The sequence below is a fragment of the Gloeothece verrucosa PCC 7822 genome (assembly GCF_000147335.1).
In the GTDB taxonomy this organism is placed as follows: domain Bacteria; phylum Cyanobacteriota; class Cyanobacteriia; order Cyanobacteriales; family Microcystaceae; genus Gloeothece; species Gloeothece verrucosa.
Map to the genome: position 1 here is coordinate 817,162 of NC_014501.1, position 17,919 is coordinate 835,080.

22 protein-coding genes are annotated in these 17,919 nt (G+C 40.4%); 14 read left to right on the forward strand and 8 right to left on the reverse strand.

All coding sequences use genetic code 11. From position 1 onward, the window contains the following. The first annotated feature begins 124 nt into the window (after window positions 1–124). From acnB to CYAN7822_RS03670, 7 genes are all read left to right on the forward strand, one after another. Window positions 125–2,731: a bifunctional aconitate hydratase 2/2-methylisocitrate dehydratase gene (gene acnB / locus CYAN7822_RS03645; protein ID WP_013320889.1), complete on the forward strand. Its 2,607-nt coding sequence runs from the start codon at window positions 125–127 to the stop codon at window positions 2,729–2,731. 117 nt (window positions 2,732–2,848) lie between these two features. Next, entirely contained in the window at window positions 2,849–3,097 is a 249-nt protein-coding gene (locus tag CYAN7822_RS03650) for a type II toxin-antitoxin system RelE family toxin (RefSeq protein WP_013320890.1), read from the forward strand. 17 nt (window positions 3,098–3,114) lie between these two features. Then, entirely contained in the window at window positions 3,115–3,315 is a 201-nt protein-coding gene (locus CYAN7822_RS03655) for a hypothetical protein (RefSeq protein WP_013320891.1), read from the forward strand. 12 nt (window positions 3,316–3,327) lie between these two features. Further along, complete coding sequence (locus CYAN7822_RS38520) at window positions 3,328–3,468, forward strand: hypothetical protein (protein WP_013320892.1); 141 nt, start codon at window positions 3,328–3,330, stop codon at window positions 3,466–3,468. A 66-nt stretch (window positions 3,469–3,534) separates the two neighbouring features. Then, complete coding sequence (locus CYAN7822_RS03660; RefSeq protein WP_013320893.1) at window positions 3,535–3,951, forward strand: XisH family protein; 417 nt, start codon at window positions 3,535–3,537, stop codon at window positions 3,949–3,951. Continuing rightward, on the forward strand, window positions 3,939–4,292 hold the full coding sequence (locus tag CYAN7822_RS03665; protein ID WP_013320894.1) for a XisI protein: 354 nt from the start codon (window positions 3,939–3,941) through the stop codon (window positions 4,290–4,292). Before CYAN7822_RS03660 ends, CYAN7822_RS03665 begins: the two co-directional genes overlap by 13 nt. Window positions 4,293–4,360: 68 nt before the next feature. After that, on the forward strand, window positions 4,361–4,603 hold the full coding sequence (locus tag CYAN7822_RS03670; protein WP_013320895.1) for a YgiT-type zinc finger protein: 243 nt from the start codon (window positions 4,361–4,363) through the stop codon (window positions 4,601–4,603). A gap of 67 nt (window positions 4,604–4,670) precedes the next feature. Here CYAN7822_RS03670 and CYAN7822_RS03675 read toward each other — a convergent pair whose 3' ends face one another. The 3 genes from CYAN7822_RS03675 to CYAN7822_RS34385 all read right to left on the reverse strand — a co-directional run bounded on the left by CYAN7822_RS03675 (window position 4,671) and on the right by CYAN7822_RS34385 (window position 5,475). Continuing rightward, window positions 4,671–4,880, reverse strand: coding sequence for a CopG family antitoxin (locus CYAN7822_RS03675; RefSeq protein WP_013320896.1), 210 nt, complete (start codon window positions 4,878–4,880; stop codon window positions 4,671–4,673). A 134-nt stretch (window positions 4,881–5,014) separates the two neighbouring features. After that, a complete protein-coding gene (locus CYAN7822_RS03680; protein ID WP_013320897.1) occupies window positions 5,015–5,245 on the reverse strand; it encodes a hypothetical protein in 231 nt (76 codons plus the stop codon). An 11-nt stretch (window positions 5,246–5,256) separates the two neighbouring features. Next, window positions 5,257–5,475 carry a hypothetical protein gene (locus tag CYAN7822_RS34385; protein ID WP_013320898.1) on the reverse strand — a complete coding sequence of 73 codons (219 nt, stop codon included), beginning with the start codon at window positions 5,473–5,475 and terminating at the stop codon, window positions 5,257–5,259. A 421-nt stretch (window positions 5,476–5,896) separates the two neighbouring features. On the opposite strand from CYAN7822_RS34385, the gene acs reads away from it, so the two are divergent. Then, the gene (gene acs / locus CYAN7822_RS03695; protein WP_013320900.1) at window positions 5,897–7,864 is read left to right on the forward strand and encodes an acetate--CoA ligase; all 1,968 of its coding nucleotides are present in this window, start codon (window positions 5,897–5,899) and stop codon (window positions 7,862–7,864) included. Window positions 7,865–8,047: 183 nt separating this feature from the next. Here acs and CYAN7822_RS03700 read toward each other — a convergent pair whose 3' ends face one another. Continuing rightward, complete coding sequence (locus CYAN7822_RS03700; RefSeq protein ID WP_013320901.1) at window positions 8,048–9,319, reverse strand: hypothetical protein; 1,272 nt, start codon at window positions 9,317–9,319, stop codon at window positions 8,048–8,050. Between the two features lie 359 nt (window positions 9,320–9,678). Between CYAN7822_RS03700 and CYAN7822_RS03705 the strand changes: the two genes are divergently transcribed. Then, entirely contained in the window at window positions 9,679–10,698 is a 1,020-nt protein-coding gene (locus CYAN7822_RS03705) for a hypothetical protein (protein ID WP_013320902.1), read from the forward strand. Window positions 10,699–10,937: 239 nt separating this feature from the next. Here the strand turns inward: CYAN7822_RS03705 and cynS are convergent, their stop codons facing one another. From cynS to CYAN7822_RS03725, 4 genes are all read right to left on the reverse strand, one after another. Next, window positions 10,938–11,387, reverse strand: coding sequence for a cyanase (cynS, locus tag CYAN7822_RS03710; protein ID WP_013320904.1), 450 nt, complete (start codon window positions 11,385–11,387; stop codon window positions 10,938–10,940). Between the two features lie 16 nt (window positions 11,388–11,403). Then, the gene (cutA, locus tag CYAN7822_RS03715; protein WP_013320905.1) at window positions 11,404–11,742 is read right to left on the reverse strand and encodes a divalent-cation tolerance protein CutA; all 339 of its coding nucleotides are present in this window, start codon (window positions 11,740–11,742) and stop codon (window positions 11,404–11,406) included. Window positions 11,743–11,751: 9 nt separating this feature from the next. Next, on the reverse strand, window positions 11,752–12,627 hold the full coding sequence (locus tag CYAN7822_RS03720; protein WP_013320906.1) for a pentapeptide repeat-containing protein: 876 nt from the start codon (window positions 12,625–12,627) through the stop codon (window positions 11,752–11,754). Between the two features lie 456 nt (window positions 12,628–13,083). Next, entirely contained in the window at window positions 13,084–14,046 is a 963-nt protein-coding gene (locus tag CYAN7822_RS03725; protein ID WP_013320907.1) for a helix-turn-helix domain-containing protein, read from the reverse strand. A gap of 193 nt (window positions 14,047–14,239) precedes the next feature. On the opposite strand from CYAN7822_RS03725, the gene carA reads away from it, so the two are divergent. The 5 genes from carA to CYAN7822_RS03750 all read left to right on the forward strand — a co-directional run bounded on the left by carA (window position 14,240) and on the right by CYAN7822_RS03750 (window position 17,910). After that, a complete protein-coding gene (carA, locus tag CYAN7822_RS03730) occupies window positions 14,240–15,382 on the forward strand; it encodes a glutamine-hydrolyzing carbamoyl-phosphate synthase small subunit (protein ID WP_013320908.1) in 1,143 nt (380 codons plus the stop codon). Between the two features lie 228 nt (window positions 15,383–15,610). Further along, the gene (locus tag CYAN7822_RS03735; protein ID WP_216701587.1) at window positions 15,611–15,967 is read left to right on the forward strand and encodes an STAS domain-containing protein; all 357 of its coding nucleotides are present in this window, start codon (window positions 15,611–15,613) and stop codon (window positions 15,965–15,967) included. Window positions 15,968–16,177: 210 nt separating this feature from the next. Next, entirely contained in the window at window positions 16,178–16,573 is a 396-nt protein-coding gene (locus CYAN7822_RS03740) for a Mini-ribonuclease 3 (RefSeq protein ID WP_013320910.1), read from the forward strand. A 16-nt stretch (window positions 16,574–16,589) separates the two neighbouring features. Further along, entirely contained in the window at window positions 16,590–17,531 is a 942-nt protein-coding gene (gene rlmB, locus CYAN7822_RS03745; RefSeq protein WP_013320911.1) for a 23S rRNA (guanosine(2251)-2'-O)-methyltransferase RlmB, read from the forward strand. 94 nt (window positions 17,532–17,625) lie between these two features. Beyond that, the gene (locus CYAN7822_RS03750) at window positions 17,626–17,910 is read left to right on the forward strand and encodes a DUF1816 domain-containing protein (protein WP_013320912.1); all 285 of its coding nucleotides are present in this window, start codon (window positions 17,626–17,628) and stop codon (window positions 17,908–17,910) included. Window positions 17,911–17,919 lie beyond the last annotated feature (9 nt).

A 17,919-nucleotide genomic window follows, 5' to 3' on the forward strand; every position in this document is an offset into this window, starting at 1 on the left:
CTGCACGAAGCGCCGAACCCCAAAAGCTTGTAAACTAAATACTGAAGCTACAATAAAAAAGCCTGTCCCCAGGTAGATCAACAACAAGGCAACCATCACCTGCACATACTACGAACAAAAAGCTATGTTAGAAGAATATCGTAAAGCCGCAGCAGAAAGAGCCAAATTAGGTATCCCTCCCTTACCCTTAAATGCCGCACAAACGTCCGAACTGTGCGAAATGCTGAAAAACCCTCCAGAGGACTTGAAAGAAGAATTAATGATGTTATTGCGGGATCGCATACCCCCTGGAGTAGATGAAGCCGCTTATGTTAAAGCCGGTTTCTTAACTGCTATTGCAAAGGGTGAAATAAAGTGTCCTCTCATCTCTCCTCAAGGCGCGGTTAACTTGTTAGGCACCATGATGGGGGGTTACAATGTGCAATCATTGGTAGACTTGTTAAAGTCCCGTGATCCCGGACTTGCCGGAGAAGCGGCAGCCGCTTTAAGCAAAACCTTATTAGTATTTGATGTCTTTAATGAGGTTATAGAATTATCCGAAACTAACCCATCAGCTAAACAAGTAGTCGACTCTTGGGCCGATGGGGAATGGTTTATCAATAAACCGAAAGTGCCTGAAACCATAACCGTAACTGTATTTAAAGTCCCTGGAGAAACCAACACCGATGACTTATCTCCAGCAACCCACGCCACTACTCGCCCGGATATTCCCCTACACGCCTTGGCGATGTTAGAGTCAAGAATGCCAGAAGGTTTAAAAACTATTGCTGAATTGAAGCAAAAAGGCTATCCTGTGGCTTATGTTGGGGATGTAGTGGGAACCGGTTCATCCCGCAAGTCAGCTATTAACTCGGTTTTATGGCATATCGGAGACGATATTCCCTTTGTCCCCAATAAACGCGCAGGGGGGTATATTCTAGGGGGTAAGATAGCACCTATTTTCTTCAATACCGCCGAAGACTCCGGTGCATTTCCTATTGAATGTGATGTCACCCAAATGAATACCGGCGATGTGATCACTATTCATACTTATAAAGGAGAAATAACCAACGAAGCAGGAAACGTTATTGCTACCTTTACCCTTAAACCTGTTACTATCCTCGATGAAGTTCGCGCTGGTGGACGTATTCCCCTATTAATAGGACGGGGGTTAACCGATAAAACCCGTCACGCTTTAGGACTGGAAACCAGTACCCTGTTTACTCGTCCCATTATGCCCGAAGATACGGGTAAAGGATACACCCTCGCCCAAAAAATGGTCGGTAAAGCTTGCGGTTTACCAGGGGTTCGTCCGGGGACTTCCTGTGAACCTATTATGACGACAGTCGGTTCTCAAGATACCACAGGTCCCATGACAAGAGATGAGTTAAAAGAACTTGCTTGTCTTGGGTTTAATGCTGACTTCGTGTTGCAAAGCTTCTGTCATACCGCCGCTTATCCCAAACCGGTTGATATCAAAACTCATCACCAGTTACCCGACTTCTTCTCCACAAGAGGAGGGGTTGCCTTACGGCCTGGAGATGGTATCATTCACTCTTGGTTAAACCGGATGTTAATGCCGGATACCGTAGGAACTGGAGGAGACTCTCATACTCGTTTCCCCTTGGGGATATCTTTCCCGGCAGGTTCGGGGTTAGTGGCGTTTGCGGCGGCGTTGGGTGTGATGCCCCTAGATATGCCAGAATCAGTATTAGTGCGCTTTACTGGCGAGTTGCAACCAGGGGTAACGTTACGCGATATTGTTAATGCTATTCCTTGGGTAGCGATGCAACAAGGTAAACTAAACGTCGCTAAACAGAATAAGATCAACGTCTTTAACGGACGCATCATGGAAATGGAAGGTTTACCCGACTTAAAGGTAGAACAAGCATTTGAGTTAACCGATGCTACTGCTGAAAGGTCTTGCGCGGGAAGTACCATTAAATTGAGTAAAGAAACCGTTGCCGAATATTTGCGGTCGAATATTGCCTTAATTAAAAATATGGTAGCACGCGGCTATACTGATGCCCGTACTCTGTTACGCCGCGCCGCCAAAATGCAGCAATGGTTAGATAACCCCGTCTTGATGGAAGGGGATGCAGACGCGGAATATGCAGATATTATTGAGGTGAATTTGAATGAGATCAAAGAACCTATTGTTGCCGCGCCGAATGACCCGGATAATATTAAGTTAATGTCTGAATGTGTCGGGGATCGGATCGATGAGGTGTTTATTGGGTCTTGTATGACCAATATCGGTCATTATCGCGCCGCCGCGAAGATTTTAGAAGGCGCAGGACAAGCTAAGGTGCGTTTGTGGATCTGTCCTCCAACTCGCATGGATGAGAAACAGTTGCGAGAAGAGGGAGTTTATGGGGTATTTGCGGCTGCCGGTGCAAGGACTGAGATGCCGGGATGTTCTCTGTGTATGGGGAACCAGGCCAGGGTTGCTGATGGTACGACGGTGTTTTCGACTTCTACCCGCAATTTTAATAACCGCATGGGGAAAGATGCACGGGTGTATTTGGGTTCTGCGGAGTTAGCGGCGGTTTGTGCTTTGTTAGGTCGTATTCCTTCTGTTGAGGAATATTTGGAAATTGTGGCGAATAAAATTAAGCCTTTTGAAGGTGAGTTATATCGCTATTTGAATTTCGATCAAATTGCTAATTTTGAAGATGAAGGTCGCGTTATTCCTCTCGAAGAAATGCCCCGAATTGAAGATATTTTGGGGATGCCGGTAGCGGCGAAATGACCTAACCCCCCTGCCCCCTTCCCTACAAGGGAAGGGGGAGTAAGACATAACATATAATTGTAGGGTGGGCATTGCTCACCTTATTTGTTAACTTATTTTTCAAGGAAGTGAGACAATGTGACCTATGAAGTTCAATTTAAGCCAAAAGCTATTAAAGATTTACAGTCACTCCCTCCTGATATTCAAAGCTTAGTTTTGAAAAAAATTGAGGCAATGCGAGATAACCTACAAGGAAATATTAAGCGCTTAACTAATTTTACCCCTGAGTATCGCTTACGAGTTGGAGATTATCGAGTGTTGTTTGAAATTGAAGAACAAACTTTAATTATTTATCGAATCAAACATCGTAAAAATGCTTATCAATAAAATCTAGGGAAAAAATTATGATTGAATTACATCCTGAATTTTTAACGAAAAATGGTCAAATAGAGTTTGCTGTTTTGCCTTATGAGGAGTTTGTGAAAATTCAAGAACTGTTAGAAGATTTAGAAGATTTACAAGACTTGAGAGAAGCAAAGCAGGAAGAACAAGATAGTCCTACTCTGTCTCTAGATGAAGTTAAGCAGATGTTGAAGTTACCTTAATACATTAGAGTGATGAAAGAGTTACCTGATACCCAAACTTTATTGGAATTACTACAAGCGGCTAAAGAAGCTGAAGAGAAAGCTAAACAACTGTATGAAATGGGAGTTGAGTTTCGTCAAGAGTGGGAAGAAAAGTTAAAGGGAAGGAATTAAGGTAGAGTAAGTAGTATAATTGTAGAGTGACCAATACTTACCTTATTATTAAATAAAAGGAGAACAGTGTCAGCAAAGGATATTTACCATGATGCAGTTAAAAACGCCTTAATTAAGGATGGCTGGACAATCATGGCTGATTCTTATACTATCAAGTATGAAGAAGTACAATTATTTGCAGATTTGCTGGCGGATAAAACTGTAGAAGCGCAACGAGAGGGAGAGCAAATTATTGTTGAAGTGAAAAGTTTTATCAGTCCCTCACCAATGCGTGATTTTCAATTAGCATTAGGTCAGTATATCGTCTATCGCACGTTCTTAAAAGTTGTTCTTCCACAAAGCAAAATTTATTTAGCAATTGGTCAAGATATTTATCAATCCTTTTTTCTCCAAAAAGCAATTCAACTCGTACTACAAGAAAATCATGTTTTTTTAATTGTTGTTAATTTAACTAAAGAGGAGATTGTTCAATGGATAAGTTAAATCATTATCGCAACCTGATTAAGAAAATCCTGACGGAATATGAACAGTTAGCGTCAAAAACTCCTAATCCTTCTGGAGTTGATACTGTATTAGCTTTTGATGAGAAAAGGGATCAATATCTTTGGTTTCAAATCGGTTGGTATGAAGAGAAAAGGGTTAAAGGAATAACCGTTTATGTGCGGATTAAAAATGACAAAATCTGGATTGAAGAAGATTGGACAGAGGAAGGAATTGCTACTAAATTATTAAGTGAAGGAGTGCCTAAAAGTGATATTGTTTTAGCCTTTCATTCTCCGGAAAAGCGTAAGTTTACAGAGTTTGCTATTGAGTTGACTGGATAAAGAACTAAGCTTTATTCTAAATCTTTTCCAGTCCAACTACTAAATATTACAAATAGGAGAAAATTAAAATGCTACCAATGAATAAATGTTTTTTTTGTTCTGGTGATTTAGTAGAAAAACAAGTTACTGAAATTGTGCGCGGAGGTGGAAATACTGCTACTTTAAACGTTAAAGCATTAGTTTGTCAATCTTGTGGTGAGCGCTATTATCATGCAGATGTGGTAAGGCAATTTGAAGAAATTAAAGCTAAATTAGAAACTCAAAAAACTGAGGATTTTAAACTTGTTGGTCAAGCTTTCGAGATTTCTTAAGTTGTTATTTTATAGATTGGTTAACTACAATTGAGGTGTTAGGTGTTTAGATAGATCAATACTGCACTTACTCAAAAGATAATTCCCTTTGACTGCTCACACAATCTTGAAGATATAAATTGATTAACTCTTGATAGGAAATCCCCTTTTCTTGTGCTTTAGCCTCAAAATATTCAATTACATCAAGTCCCAAGGGTAAAGTAACTTGTTGTTTCAACTGTTTAGCAAAGGGATTCGGGCGGCTTTTCATTTTAGAAAGATCATATTCTGGTTTCATAGCTTTATCCTTGGTATTGTTTACTTTGGTTGTTAGTGGCTTTTCGGGCTGAAATAATTCTAATCACTGATTCTTGTTCTCGATAACATTGAATAGTTAAAATTTTGATTATTAATATAAGTAACCCAGTCTAATTAATATTTCCGTTTGAGTTTGTCAACCGAAATTACCTTACCTTCTTCAACATTTTTTTTAGCCTTTTCAAATACTTCTTGAAAACCCGGAATATTTAATAACTCCTCAGTTGCATCATTCTCTTCTCTTGCCGCTAAATAAGCCAGAAAATCCGCCGCCACTAATAACCTTTCTGGCGAGAGTTGCTCAAGATATTCTTCAATTTGCTGACGAATTTTGACTCGGTTCATAAAACGCTCTATTAAAATTTACTAAAATTATAACGTAAATTGCCTATAGTCGTAAAATTTTGCCCAACAGCATGACGAATTTCTTGCCAATCATCTTGTGTCATTTCCGTTGCTTCTCCGGATTCTAATCCTTCTAATAATAAATTTTCCAATAGCATAAAATTGTAAAATTGACTAAAATTATAGCCTAAATTACCAAGAGTCGTGCTTGAAAAGAGCAAGCGCAACATGGTCAACCTACTACAATAGTACAGGAAATAGCCGCTACCCTACTTCATTAACTCAATTCAACAGGTACAGCTTTATGAAATTTTACACCGTTATACTCAGAAAAAGTGCAGACTATTGGGTTGCCTTATGTTTAGAAAATGGATTAGTAGGTCAAGGAAATACACCTGATCAAATCATAAAAATTTGCCTTTTTAGCTCAACGATTTTTAATCTAGAATCTTTCTCAAGAAAATTGCTCAAAGCCGCCCCCCCAATAACAATAAAACTCAACAAGGCAATTTAATAAGACCCCGCCGTTAACGGCAGGGTTTAAAAATAACAAACAATTAACTTAACTTAACGAAACTCAAAACTTTTTGCGGCAATCTCTTGTCAAAATAAGAGGAAGCAACGATAACAGCCTCGTAGATTAAACTGATTATGACAACTAACACCATAGAATCAATTCTTCAGGAAAACCGTTTATTCCCCCCACCCTCTCAATTTTCTCAAACTGCCTATATTAAAAGCTTTGAAGAGTATCAACAAATCTACGAGAAAGCTAAGACTGATCCCCAATCATTCTGGGCAGACTTAGCTGAAAAAGAATTACACTGGTTTGAGAAATGGGAAAAAGTCCTCGACTGGCAACCCCCCTTTGCTAAATGGTTTGTCGGCGGCAAGATTAATATTTCTTACAACTGTCTTGACAGACACTTAACCACCTGGCGCAAAAATAAAGCCGCCCTCATCTGGGAAGGAGAACCCGGCGACTCGCGCACCCTCACCTACGCCCAACTGCATCGAGAAGTCTGTCAATTTGCTAACGCCCTCAAAGAATTAGGCGTTCATAAAGGCGATCGCGTCGGCATCTATATGCCCATGATCCCAGAAGCCGCTATTGCTATGTTAGCCTGTGCCAGAATAGGCGCACCCCATACCGTCGTTTTTGGCGGCTTTAGTTCAGAAGCCCTCAAAGACCGTCTTAATGATGCAGAAGCTAAAGTAGTTATTACGGCGGATGGCGGTTTCCGCAAAGATAAAACCATCGCCCTCAAAGAACAAGTGGATCTAGCGATCGCAGATCAGGGCGTTCCCAGTGTAGAAAAAGTGTTAGTGGTTCAACGCACCAAAGAACCCGTCACAATGGTAGAAGGGAGAGACTATTGGTGGCATGACTTACAACAAAAAGTCTCTGCTGAGTGTCCCGCCGAACCGATGGATAGCGAAGATATGCTATTTATCCTCTATACCAGTGGCACCACCGGCAAACCCAAAGGAGTCGTTCACACCACAGGCGGCTACAACCTCTACACCCACATAACCACCAAATGGATCTTTGATCTCAAAGATGACGATGTATACTGGTGTACTGCTGATGTGGGCTGGATCACCGGTCATAGCTATATTGTCTATGGTCCCCTTTCCAATGGCGCAACCACAGTCATGTATGAAGGCGTTCCCCGTCCTTCTAACCCGGGCTGTTTTTGGGACGTGATCGAAAAATATGGCGTAAATATCTTTTATACTGCCCCAACCGCCATCCGCGCCTTTATGAAAGCCGGCGAAGACATCCCCAACGCTCGCAATATGTCCTCTTTGCGACTCTTGGGAACCGTCGGCGAACCCATTAACCCCGAAGCTTGGATGTGGTATTACCGAGTCATCGGCGGCGAAAAATGCCCCATTGTGGATACCTGGTGGCAAACCGAAACCGGCGGCATTATGATCACGCCTTTACCGGGGGCCATTCCGGCTAAACCGGGTTCTTGTACCCGTCCTTTCCCCGGTATTATCGCCGATGTAGTTGACTTGGATGGAAACCCGGTTAAACCTGAAGAAGGCGGCTATCTAGTGGTTAAACATCCTTGGCCCGGCATGATGCGGACCGTTTACAAAAACCCTGAACGCTTCCGTAATAGCTACTGGGAACATATTTATCCTAAAGATGGGCAATATTTCTATTTTGCCGGTGATGGGGCCCGTCGAGATGAAGAGGGTTACTACTGGGTGATGGGACGTGTGGATGATGTGATCAATACTGCCGGCCACCGTCTAGGAACGATGGAAATTGAGTCGGCCTTAGTCTCTCATCCGGCAGTCGCTGAAGCGGCTGTGGTAGGTCGTCCCGACGAGGTAAAAGGAGAAGATATCTATGCCTTCGTGACCCTAGAAAATCAATATAGCGCCAGCGATCAGTTGATGAAAGAGTTAAAGGATCACGTCGTTAAAGAAATTGGCGCGATCGCCCGGCCTGGGACAATTCACTTTACTGATGTACTCCCGAAAACCCGTTCAGGTAAAATTATGCGCCGCTTGTTACGTAATTTAGCCTCCGGTCAGGAAGTGGCCGGTGATACCTCGACTTTAGAAGATAAAGGGGTATTGGAAAAGTTACGCGGCGGCTAATTTAATTAACAGTTGTGACAGAATACTCCCCCCTTAATAAGGGGGGTTGGGGGGGGATCAACTCTACCAATCATCAATAAAAATGAAATTTTCAGGCTATTCGCTTTGATCCCACAGCCTGAAGGCGCTGGCTATACGAACAAAGCCCGCCTGCGCGGGCTATATGATGAAAACATTAGATTTTTACTGGCTTTCCATTCGCTGTAAATCTTTAAAATACCAATAAAGATTAGCGATCGTAAGTTCAGAAGCTTGTTTTAAACTAGAGGGAATTAATGCCGTATAACCTCGTTTTTCTGCCTGTTGATGAATATAGCTTTCGTATTCAAAACGAAGATGGGGTAAGAATAAATATTTAAGTTGATCTCTCAGGGAAACTGGATGAGACTGTTGTTGCAGTGTCTCATATTCGGTCAAGGATAAAGAAGGGGTTAATGCCTCCGTTGACTCCTCTCCAGTGTTATTTATTTCTACATTCGTTAAACTTTCAACTACAGATTCAGAAAGCGATCCCAACCAAACCACATGATTTTTCCAAGTTTCTAAAGCCACTAAATCATGGGAATAAATATGACTAATTTCTGGAAAAATAAAATCTATTTCTTGCTTGGGAATGCAATTATCAATAACCTTGAGACAATCATGACGAATGGTTTCTTGAAGATGAGAAAGGCGATCAATCACTGCATTAGTTTGGTTCTGCAATTGGTAAGTTAAAGTAATGGTATGATCAATTGTCCAAGCACATTCTAAACGCCGCAATTGTCCAGCCGCACTGGTTTCTGATAATAGATGAGGATTATTATAAATCGCTAAGGCTTCACTTAAAGTTTGTCTAGCATTCGCTAAATCAGCATTTCTAATAGTTATATCATTACAAGAAAGAGCAATTTTAATTAATTTACTCGCTTCTAAAAAGCGTCCATAGGCTTTGATTAATTCTAGGCGATGCTGTTCAAACTTGATATCTTGTGCCACTTGATCAATATGTTGAATAATTTTATCGCCTTGATTGTGCAAAGCTTGCTTGAGGTCAATAAAACCATCTCTGACTTGTAATTTCAGTTGTTTAATATCTTGTCTCAGTTGCAAGGTTTGCCATAAATTGACGGCGGCTAAAACACCAATTGCACAAGTTCCCACCCCAATAAAGGCGGTAGTCCCTTGTAGTACCGCTAAATTAGACTGTATAGCATTAATTCCGCTTAGAGTAGCAGAAAACCCCCTATGATTTTGGTACATTTCCAAACCGCTTAAAATAGGCTGTACAGGAGATAATAAAGGATTAAGAGAAAATCCATTATTGACCATTTGCACAGCATGACCCACAAATTGACCGGTCATTTTATCTCTAGCTAACCCAATAAGTTCACCTGTGGCATTATTGCGAACGATTTCGTAAGCGCCAGAGATAATACCTTCTTGAATGTTTGGGGTAAAAATGAAACTTACCATATTTAATTGACTTTATTACTTAATCTCTAAACTATTTATTAAGTATTCCCAAATTTTTTCTCAAAAATATCATAATTAACTAAAGTTAATTAGTATTTAACTAGCAAGGTTGGTATTTTTTAACAATAGCTAGACGAACATTTGAACTCTTAATACCCTTTTGCCTTGATGATGCAATTACTCTCCCCGAATCTGCGGGGGGTTGGGGGGGATCGATCCGCGCCACTACAGGAGTGATTAAATGCAACGTCTTTACATAGGGAGTTAGTTTGATTTAAGTAGTATTTCGCTTTTAATCTATTGGTCAGGCGGCTTAATATTGAGTTATGAGACTCTGCCAGAGGTTAATATTACAGAATATGGATGAATATTTAAATCTTTTACAAAGTATTAATCAATCTCTTGAAGAAGTTTTACAAAATCCTCAAAATTCTATAGAAGCTAAACAAGTCGCTAATCATTTATCAAATTCAATCCAGCCTTGTATAGATGAAGTTTTTCAATCAGCAACTAGAATTAAAAATTTAGTTGAAGTTTGCTTAAAGGAATTAAAATATGCTGAAGATATTTGGCAGAACTATCTTAAATCATCAAAAGAAGTATCTCCTTCTGTCCCTCTTGAAGAGATAGGAAAATTAAGCGGACAGAGTTCAAAAATACTTAGATTACTTGAAGAGTCTAGGCAACAAGTCTTTATTGAATTAAAACAATTTTGGGAACAAGACTTTGAAAGCCAGACACAACAATGGTTTATTGACAAAGAAGGAAAAATCAAAAAAGGAATTGGTTGGAATGAAAAAGATAGTTTTGTAAAAGAAATAAAAATTATATATAAAAATCAGAATGAACAGTTTAAAGAACTGATTCAAAAACACTTTAATTTGATATTTTATGAAATAGATGCAGGAGTTGATTTTAAAAATATTAATTACTATGTCAAAATAATTGACCACGATTTTAAAGAAAAATATCAAAAAAAAATTGATATTATTTGGACAAAAATACAAGAATCATTTTGCCTGCTAGATAACAATGGAATAGAAGAATTATTTAAATTAGAAATGAATCGTATTTTAGAGCCTATTATAAATAGTAAATGGGGCGATATTCCTTGGGAAACAGCTATAAAAGTTCAATCAGAATATGCCAATAAACTAGAAATAATAATTAATAATATTTTTCATAATAAGGCAAAATTAATTACTATTTTTTTTGAAATAATCATTAAAGCTTACAATGATTTTCTTCAAAAACAGGCTTTTTATAAGCAACAAAGCGTAGAAGAACAACAAGAAAAACAAGCATGGATTAATACACAGCGACAAAAATTAGAAACTCTACAACAATCATTAGAAAATGTTGCTAATTTTCAATTATAATGCTCAATCTAGATTAGCCGCACCTTTAACTCAGATCTTGCACCAGTATCAAAAAGCCAAAAACCCCGATTTTTATATCCCTGAAACCCTATTAACTTCGTTATTGTTTGACTAAAAATCGGGGTTTCAACATGAGGTGCAAGATCTGAGTTTAATAAGGTAGCCTGCCTAGGCAGGCTTTGTTCGGTTGGTACGCACCCTTGTTGGGTGTAGATAACTACCGTTAATAGATTATCTACTTACCACTTCTTATAAGGTAAAAACTTTCCATTCATAATCACTTTAATCCGGTCACCTTTTGGGTCTTCCTCTTTCTCAACATCCAAAGTAAAATCAATAGCGCTCATAATTCCATCCCCAAACTTTTCATGAATAACCTCTTTAATGGGTAATCCATAAACCTGCATAATTTCATAAAAACGATAAATAAGAGGATCAGTAGGCACAACCGGACCAAGTCCTTTAACTGGATAAGCGGTCAGTTCTTCAATCACAGAATCATCCAACTCTAAAGCCGCTACAATTTTTTTAGCTTCCTCAACAGACGCGCTTGACTGACGGTAAAAAACCGCCGCGATCCAGACTTCATCACGTCCGAGAATTTTTTCTAAGTCAGCAAAACTTAACCCTTTAGCTTTTTTAGCCGCTAACAGCTTTTCTGTAACAGGTGGAATTTCAGGAAGAGGCATAATTAATTTTTTCAATTCAACACTTGTTCAATCTTACATTTTCGCCGATCCAATTTAAATAAGCTTGAGAACCCGCCACAATGGGTAAAGCAATAATCTCTGGAACTTCGTAAGAATGAAGTTCTATCACCTTATCAGATAACGCTCGAAACAGTTCTAAGCGAGTTTTAATGATTAACTGCCACTCTTGATCCTCATTAATTTCACCCTGCCATCTATAAATCGACTGTACTGGGATTACCGTAACACAAGCGGCTAACTGAGATTCTACTAAAGCTGATGCGATCACTTTAGCTTCTTCGGGTGAACTTGTCGTCACTAAAACAATGCCATAATCCGTAACGCTATCACTCATACTTCTCCCTTAACTGGCAAAACTCGGCTGAAAAATGTTTAAATCTGCTGTATAAAAGCTAACATTTGTCGATTCCTCCCTCATCACTGGGTTATGCTGAATTTTTTCTTTTAATCCTTTGACCTCTGTTAAATCAGTATCCCGCAAATTTGCGTCTTTTAAAATAGCTCCGGTTAAATCTGCTCCCTGTAAATTCGCTTGAGCTAAATTAGCTCCCTTTAAATTTGCTCCTCGTAAATCGGCATTTTGTAAGCGAGCGCCTTCAAGATTTGCCTCACACAAATTAGTTCCAACCAATTTACTATCACCTAATTTAGTGTAACTGAGGTCTATCCCTTCTAAATCAGCCCCACTGAGGTCTACTTCTTTTAAAAAAGACCCGCTAAAATTGGCATGATAACAAGAAATATCGGTTAAAATTGCTGAAGACAAACGAGCTTCTTGTAAATTCGCCCAATTAAAATTAACACCCTGTAAATTCGCTTCTCTTAAATTCACTCGCTGAAGATTTGCGCCACATAAATTAGCCCCTCGTAAATCCGAACTTCTTAAATTAGCATGAGATAAATCAGCACCACTCATTTTCGCTCTGACTAACACAGACTGAACCATAAAAGCACCACTAAGATTAGCTTTTGTCAAATCGGCTTCTACCAATTCCGCTTGATTCATTTTCGCAAAAGTCAGATTAGCCCAATTCAGTTTGGCTTTACTAAAATTAGATTTCGTAAAAAAACCACGACAGAGGTTGCTTCCCATCAAACTAGACCCCATCAAATTCACTGAAATCAAGGTTACTCGCGACAAATCGGCTCCATTCAGGGCTATATCGGTAAAATTATTATTTCCTTGTTCATATAATCTTAATAAATGACCAATTTTCATAGACTCAAAACTCTTTTAATTAAAAATTAGGCAGTAGATTGACTAAATTTTTCTAGTCCGGTCTGTTTAGGTTAAGTAATTTTTTGGAGAGGATAATCTATCTCTCTATTGAAATTATCAATATGTATATATCAAATTTTAGTCTAAATATTTCCTCGATGATATTTTTAAGCAAGTTTTGTTCAAAAATCTTATCGATTTTTCAAAAACCCTCATATTTATTCGTAAAAATCAGCCTTCACTTCCGTAAAAATACGGGTAAAAAGAAGGCAGTAGTAATCCTGTAAGCAAGATCACGGTTTTAAATGTTAAAAATTGAGAGAGTTTTTTTCATTCAATTTACTGCCTCTGTCTGTCTCTTTCTAGACCTGAATCATGGCTTGATGGGGCTGAAATTTTGAATTTATTCTCTTATTTTTTGAGCTAAATCCTAGTCTTTAATAGCCACAATAATCTTTAAAGAGAATAAATTTGTCCATCAAGTAATAGCCGCGTAATTCCTTTCGCTTCTAAATAGGAGCGAGTTTTTTGAATCATACGCCCATCAGGAATTTTAATCACCCTTTCGCGTCGTTTAGAAAAACGTCGAGCTACGCGATGATTATCAAAAACGGGTAAAGTTTTCTGTTGCACTTCTTCAGCCGGAATTTTACCAAGCTCGGCAAACTCTTTTAAGGGTCGAGTAATCAGTTCAGCCGCCCGATCAATCACTAAATAACAAGTTTTGGGCAAGGCAGCCGATGAGAGCGGTAAAATTTGCAGTTGAGCCGTTTTCGGGAAAGTTTTTGGGTACTTGATTTCTATCTCATCTTCCCATTCTTCTTCCTCTAAATCTTCTAATTCGTCGTCATCTTCATCAAAATATAATAAATCATCCTCATCTAATAGGGCATAAGCGGCTACATCAACCGGACGGAGGTCTTCTTCCTCTTCTTCCTCTTCTTCTAGCCGTTTTTTCGGTTCCGCCGCCGGCAGGACCACTTCGTTAACTACTGGCGTTTTTTCATAGACTTTTTCGGGTTCAACTGGCGGTAAACTAACTGCTTGGCCTACTGAAGAGTTCGTTGTCTCTTCAGAGACAAGGTCGTCTGCCTCTTCAAATTCCTCCTCGTCGGGTTCGAGTTCTAGCTCTAATTGTTCTTGCTCATGATCGGGTAGAGGAAGCATACCCGAACCGGGATCAGATTTGTACATTTTCTCCAATTCTAATTGGAGAGCGCCTTTGGGAGTACGGGCTAGACGTTTTTGTTGAATTAAGTCCTCATACTCTGACTCAGTTAGATGAGTTTTGAGGAAACGGCTAATGGTAGAGCTACTTACCCCATAGCGTTCTGCCAGGGTAGAAGTTGTTTCCCCGGTTTCTCGATAAAGCTTAAGAATTTCTTTTTTGTTGTCGTTAGTCAGTTTTCTGGGACTCATCGCAGTTTAGCTATCTTCTGGGCACATCTGAGCCACTCATCCGAGCAAAAAGGTCTGGTATTATTATTCTGTATGATCCAGAATTTTTTAGGGATGACAATCTCTCGGACGGATGAATTTAAAAGGCTACTTAATCTAGTCTATCGCTCAGAGATAAACTTGTTTGCTGCTTGATACGAAAAACTTAACGATTATGTCAATTCCACAAGGGCGAAATGCCCTCTTAGTTCTTGCAGACGGGACTGTCTTTCGCGGTTGGTCGTTTGGAGCGAAAGTGACGGCCCTCGGCGAAGTCGTATTTAATACCGGTATGACCGGCTATCAGGAAGTCCTTACCGATCCGAGCTACTGCGGTCAAATTGTTACTTTTACTTATCCGGAATTGGGAAACACCGGGGTTAATCGTGAAGACGAAGAATCAGAACGTCCTCAAATTAAGGGAGTGATCTGTCGCAACATCACCTACCGTCCGAGTAACTGGCGTTCTACTCAATCCCTCCCTGATTACCTCATTGAACATAATATTCCCGGCATTTATGGCATTGATACCCGCGCTTTAACCCGTAAATTGCGCTCGGTTGGCTCCATGAATGGGGCCTTTTCTAGCGACATTCTTGATCCCCAAGATTTACTCCGTTTGATTCAATCTGCTCCCTCGATGGCCGGGTTGAATTTGGTTAAAGATGTCACCACTCGAGAAGTCTATGAATGGTCAGATACTACCGATCCTCACTGGGAATTTAATCCCACCATCGAAAAGACTAATGGACAAGCCTTGACCGTAGTGGCCATCGATTTTGGCATTAAACGCAATATTTTGCGACGTTTAGCTAGTTATGGCTGCCGCGTGATCGTTGTGCCGGCTAATACTCCCCCAGAAGAAATCCTTAAACATAATCCTGATGGGATTTTTCTCTCCAATGGACCCGGCGATCCCTCTGCCGTTAAAGAAGGAATTGCTACCACTAAGGCACTACTAGAAGCCAAAAAACCCACCTTTGGCATTTGTATGGGACATCAAATTCTCGGCTTGTCCCTAGGGGCCGAAACCTTTAAACTGAAGTTCGGTCATCGCGGCTTGAATCAACCGGCCGGATTAACTCAACAAGTAGAAATTACCAGTCAAAATCATGGGTTCGCCGTTACAGAAGAGTCGCTTAACCCAGAGGTAGAAATTACTCACCTCAATCTCAATGACCGCACAGTGGCCGGCTTGAAACATAAAACTTTACCCTTTTTCTCGGTTCAATATCACCCGGAAGCCAGTCCAGGCCCCCATGACGCAGATTATCTATTTGAAAGGTTTGTCAAGTTGATGCAGGAACATAAAAAGTAGTCAAAAACTCAACCTTCTTTTTCTTTTGGAGAAGAAGGTCACTTCTTTTTTAGCTTCTGTACAGTCAGTGGTTTCCGGGAGCATCAGAGATGATTTTTTCGGCTTCCCTGGGTTCCCTAATTCATCAGCAATTAGTAATCACTGACTATTGACAAAATAACTGTTATATTATAATTTTGTGCCGTTAACTTGATCATCAAGGAGGGAGCCATTCCAGAACCACTAAAACTGACTGTGAGTTTACGCGGAACCCGCGAAGTCAGGAAAAACTACCAAATCTTTCGCCTGACCGGACTACTTGATGCTTTCTCAGAACCCACTTTTCGCAAAGAGATCAGCTCTTATATTAATGAAGGACCGAAAAATGTAATTTTAGTTCTGTCTCAAATTGATTTCATCGACAGTTCGGGATTAGGAGCATTAGTTCAGTTAGTTAAGCAGGCGAAAACAGGGGGAGGAAGTTTGCAAATTGTTACCAATGCCCGGGTAACTCAAACGGTTAAACTCGTTCGCCTAGAAAACTTTCTTTCCCTTCAGCCTGATGTTGATGCTGCCATTTCTAACCTCGAAAAAAAAGAAAAATAACTCCCCCCGCCTTAGCTAACCGTGCGGCAAGCTCCTCGCCGTAGCCTAGCTTAGGCGAAGCTTGCATTCAGCGCGGGGAAAGATTGACCAAAAACTTGGCTAAATTTCTCAATTACAAGGGTAAAAAGAGACGAAAACCGTGTGAATTCAGCGAAAATTAATCCCGAAGCCCAAAACCCCTCCTTGTCATCCATTACTTCCACAGAGTCAATGGAACTCAAGGCAATTTGTAGTTTAACGGCTCCTCTGTTAAAAATCGGTCAAATCTCACCGGCTTCTCTGGCTTATATCGGCGATGCCGTTTATGAATTATACGTCCGCACTCGTTATCTTTTACCCCCTCGCCGTCTCTGTGACTACCATAATCAAGTGGTCGCTAAAGTGCGTGCCGAACAACAGGCAGCCTATTTACAAGTGTTAGAACCTCACCTGACTGAATCTGAACGCGAAATCGTGCGACAAGGACGAAATGCGGCTAACGGACGACCACGACGACTATCTCCTGAACTTTATCAGCAAGCCTCTAGCTTAGAAACCTTAATTGGATATCTGTATCTCCAAAATCCTCAACGATTAAATGAATTATTAGAAATTTTAGAATTCTAAACCAGTAGTAACCCATATGATTGAGAAAAAGCGTCCCGGTTCCCGTCCTGCACGTCCGCAACGTCGTCTATCTAAAGTCAAACCCCCTTTAGAACGTCGTAACCCTAAACCCGTAACCGTTGTGGCACCCCTTGCCAGCGAGCCGCCAGAACAACCCTCTCAAGAAGAGGCCGACTTAATTTATGGTCGTCATCCAGTGTTGACGGCCTTAGAAGGGACTCGCCAAATTAACCGCATTTGGGTGATTTCTAAACTCCGTTATGATAGCCGCTTTCATTCTCTATTGACTCAGGCTAAGGCCAATGGCACCGTCATTGATGAAGTGAGTCCCCATCGTCTTACTCAACTTACTGATGGAGCAAATCATCAGGGAATTGTCGCTCAGGTGTCTCCCTATACTTATGTTGAGTTGGGGGATTTGATCGAACAAGCCCGAGCTAGTACACCAGCACCAGTTATTTTAATTGCTGATGGGATCACTGATCCTCATAACCTTGGAGCCATTATTCGCACCACTGAAGCCATCGGAGCGCAAGGTTTAGTCATCCCTCAACGTCGAGCCGTCGGGATCACATCATCCGTGATGAAAGTGGCGGCCGGCGCTTTAGAACATTTACCTGTAGCCAGAGTGGTGAATTTAAGCCGCGCTCTAGAAGAGTTAAAAGAAGCCGGCTTTTGGATCTATGGCACTATGAGCCAAGGAAGTAAAGCATTACACACCATAGATTTTAGCGGCGCGGTAGGATTAGTGGTAGGCTCCGAGGGAGAGGGCTTAAGTTTGTTGACCCAACGCTGCTGTGATGCTTTGATTTCGATTCCTTTAGCCGGGAAAACTCCCAGCCTTAATGCTTCTGTGGCCGCCGCCATTGCCCTTTATGAAGTCTATCGTCAACGTCAGTCTGAGAAACTTTTTTTAAACTCTGTATCATCCAGCACTTCTCAAAAACCCGCAGGATGAAGTATAAATAAAAAAAGTAAAATACAGGTCACATAATGTAACAAAAGTTTACGCGCTACAATACGAGATAAAAAACAGCCTACAGGGGAAAAGCATGAAAGAGTTATTGACAAAAATTTTCACATTCTTAGGATTAGCTTACTGGGTGGAAATTCAGACCGATTATCCTAGATGTATTTATTACTTTGGGCCTTTTTTCACTAAAAAGGAAGCCGACGAGGCTAAAATGGGCTATTTAGAAGATTTAGAGCATGAAGGAGCTAAAGGAATATCTGTGGTATCTAAACGCTGTAAACCCAGTAAATTAACGATTTTCGATGAAAAAGAAGAATTTAAACAAATCCGCGTCATTCCCTCTTTGAGCAGCCAAATTTCTTAAAAAGAATCT

Coding starts and splice junctions, on each gene's coding strand:
- CYAN7822_RS03675 (WP_013320896.1), bottom strand. CDS start 4,880: ATGAAACCAGAATATGATCTTTCTAAAATGAAAAGCCGCCCGAATCCC.
- rlmB (WP_013320911.1), top strand. CDS start 16,590: ATGATTGAGAAAAAGCGTCCCGGTTCCCGTCCTGCACGTCCGCAACGT.
- carA (WP_013320908.1), top strand. CDS start 14,240: ATGTCAATTCCACAAGGGCGAAATGCCCTCTTAGTTCTTGCAGACGGG.
- CYAN7822_RS03655 (WP_013320891.1), top strand. CDS start 3,115: ATGATTGAATTACATCCTGAATTTTTAACGAAAAATGGTCAAATAGAG.
- CYAN7822_RS03725 (WP_013320907.1), bottom strand. CDS start 14,046: ATGAGTCCCAGAAAACTGACTAACGACAACAAAAAAGAAATTCTTAAG.
- CYAN7822_RS03705 (WP_013320902.1), top strand. CDS start 9,679: ATGGATGAATATTTAAATCTTTTACAAAGTATTAATCAATCTCTTGAA.
- CYAN7822_RS03720 (WP_013320906.1), bottom strand. CDS start 12,627: ATGAAAATTGGTCATTTATTAAGATTATATGAACAAGGAAATAATAAT.
- CYAN7822_RS34385 (WP_013320898.1), bottom strand. CDS start 5,475: ATGTTGCGCTTGCTCTTTTCAAGCACGACTCTTGGTAATTTAGGCTAT.
- CYAN7822_RS03680 (WP_013320897.1), bottom strand. CDS start 5,245: ATGAACCGAGTCAAAATTCGTCAGCAAATTGAAGAATATCTTGAGCAA.
- acs (WP_013320900.1), top strand. CDS start 5,897: ATGACAACTAACACCATAGAATCAATTCTTCAGGAAAACCGTTTATTC.
- CYAN7822_RS38520 (WP_013320892.1), top strand. CDS start 3,328: ATGAAAGAGTTACCTGATACCCAAACTTTATTGGAATTACTACAAGCG.
- cutA (WP_013320905.1), bottom strand. CDS start 11,742: ATGAGTGATAGCGTTACGGATTATGGCATTGTTTTAGTGACGACAAGT.
- CYAN7822_RS03750 (WP_013320912.1), top strand. CDS start 17,626: ATGAAAGAGTTATTGACAAAAATTTTCACATTCTTAGGATTAGCTTAC.
- CYAN7822_RS03670 (WP_013320895.1), top strand. CDS start 4,361: ATGCTACCAATGAATAAATGTTTTTTTTGTTCTGGTGATTTAGTAGAA.
- CYAN7822_RS03740 (WP_013320910.1), top strand. CDS start 16,178: ATGGAACTCAAGGCAATTTGTAGTTTAACGGCTCCTCTGTTAAAAATC.
- CYAN7822_RS03700 (WP_013320901.1), bottom strand. CDS start 9,319: ATGGTAAGTTTCATTTTTACCCCAAACATTCAAGAAGGTATTATCTCT.
- cynS (WP_013320904.1), bottom strand. CDS start 11,387: ATGCCTCTTCCTGAAATTCCACCTGTTACAGAAAAGCTGTTAGCGGCT.
- acnB (WP_013320889.1), top strand. CDS start 125: ATGTTAGAAGAATATCGTAAAGCCGCAGCAGAAAGAGCCAAATTAGGT.
- CYAN7822_RS03665 (WP_013320894.1), top strand. CDS start 3,939: ATGGATAAGTTAAATCATTATCGCAACCTGATTAAGAAAATCCTGACG.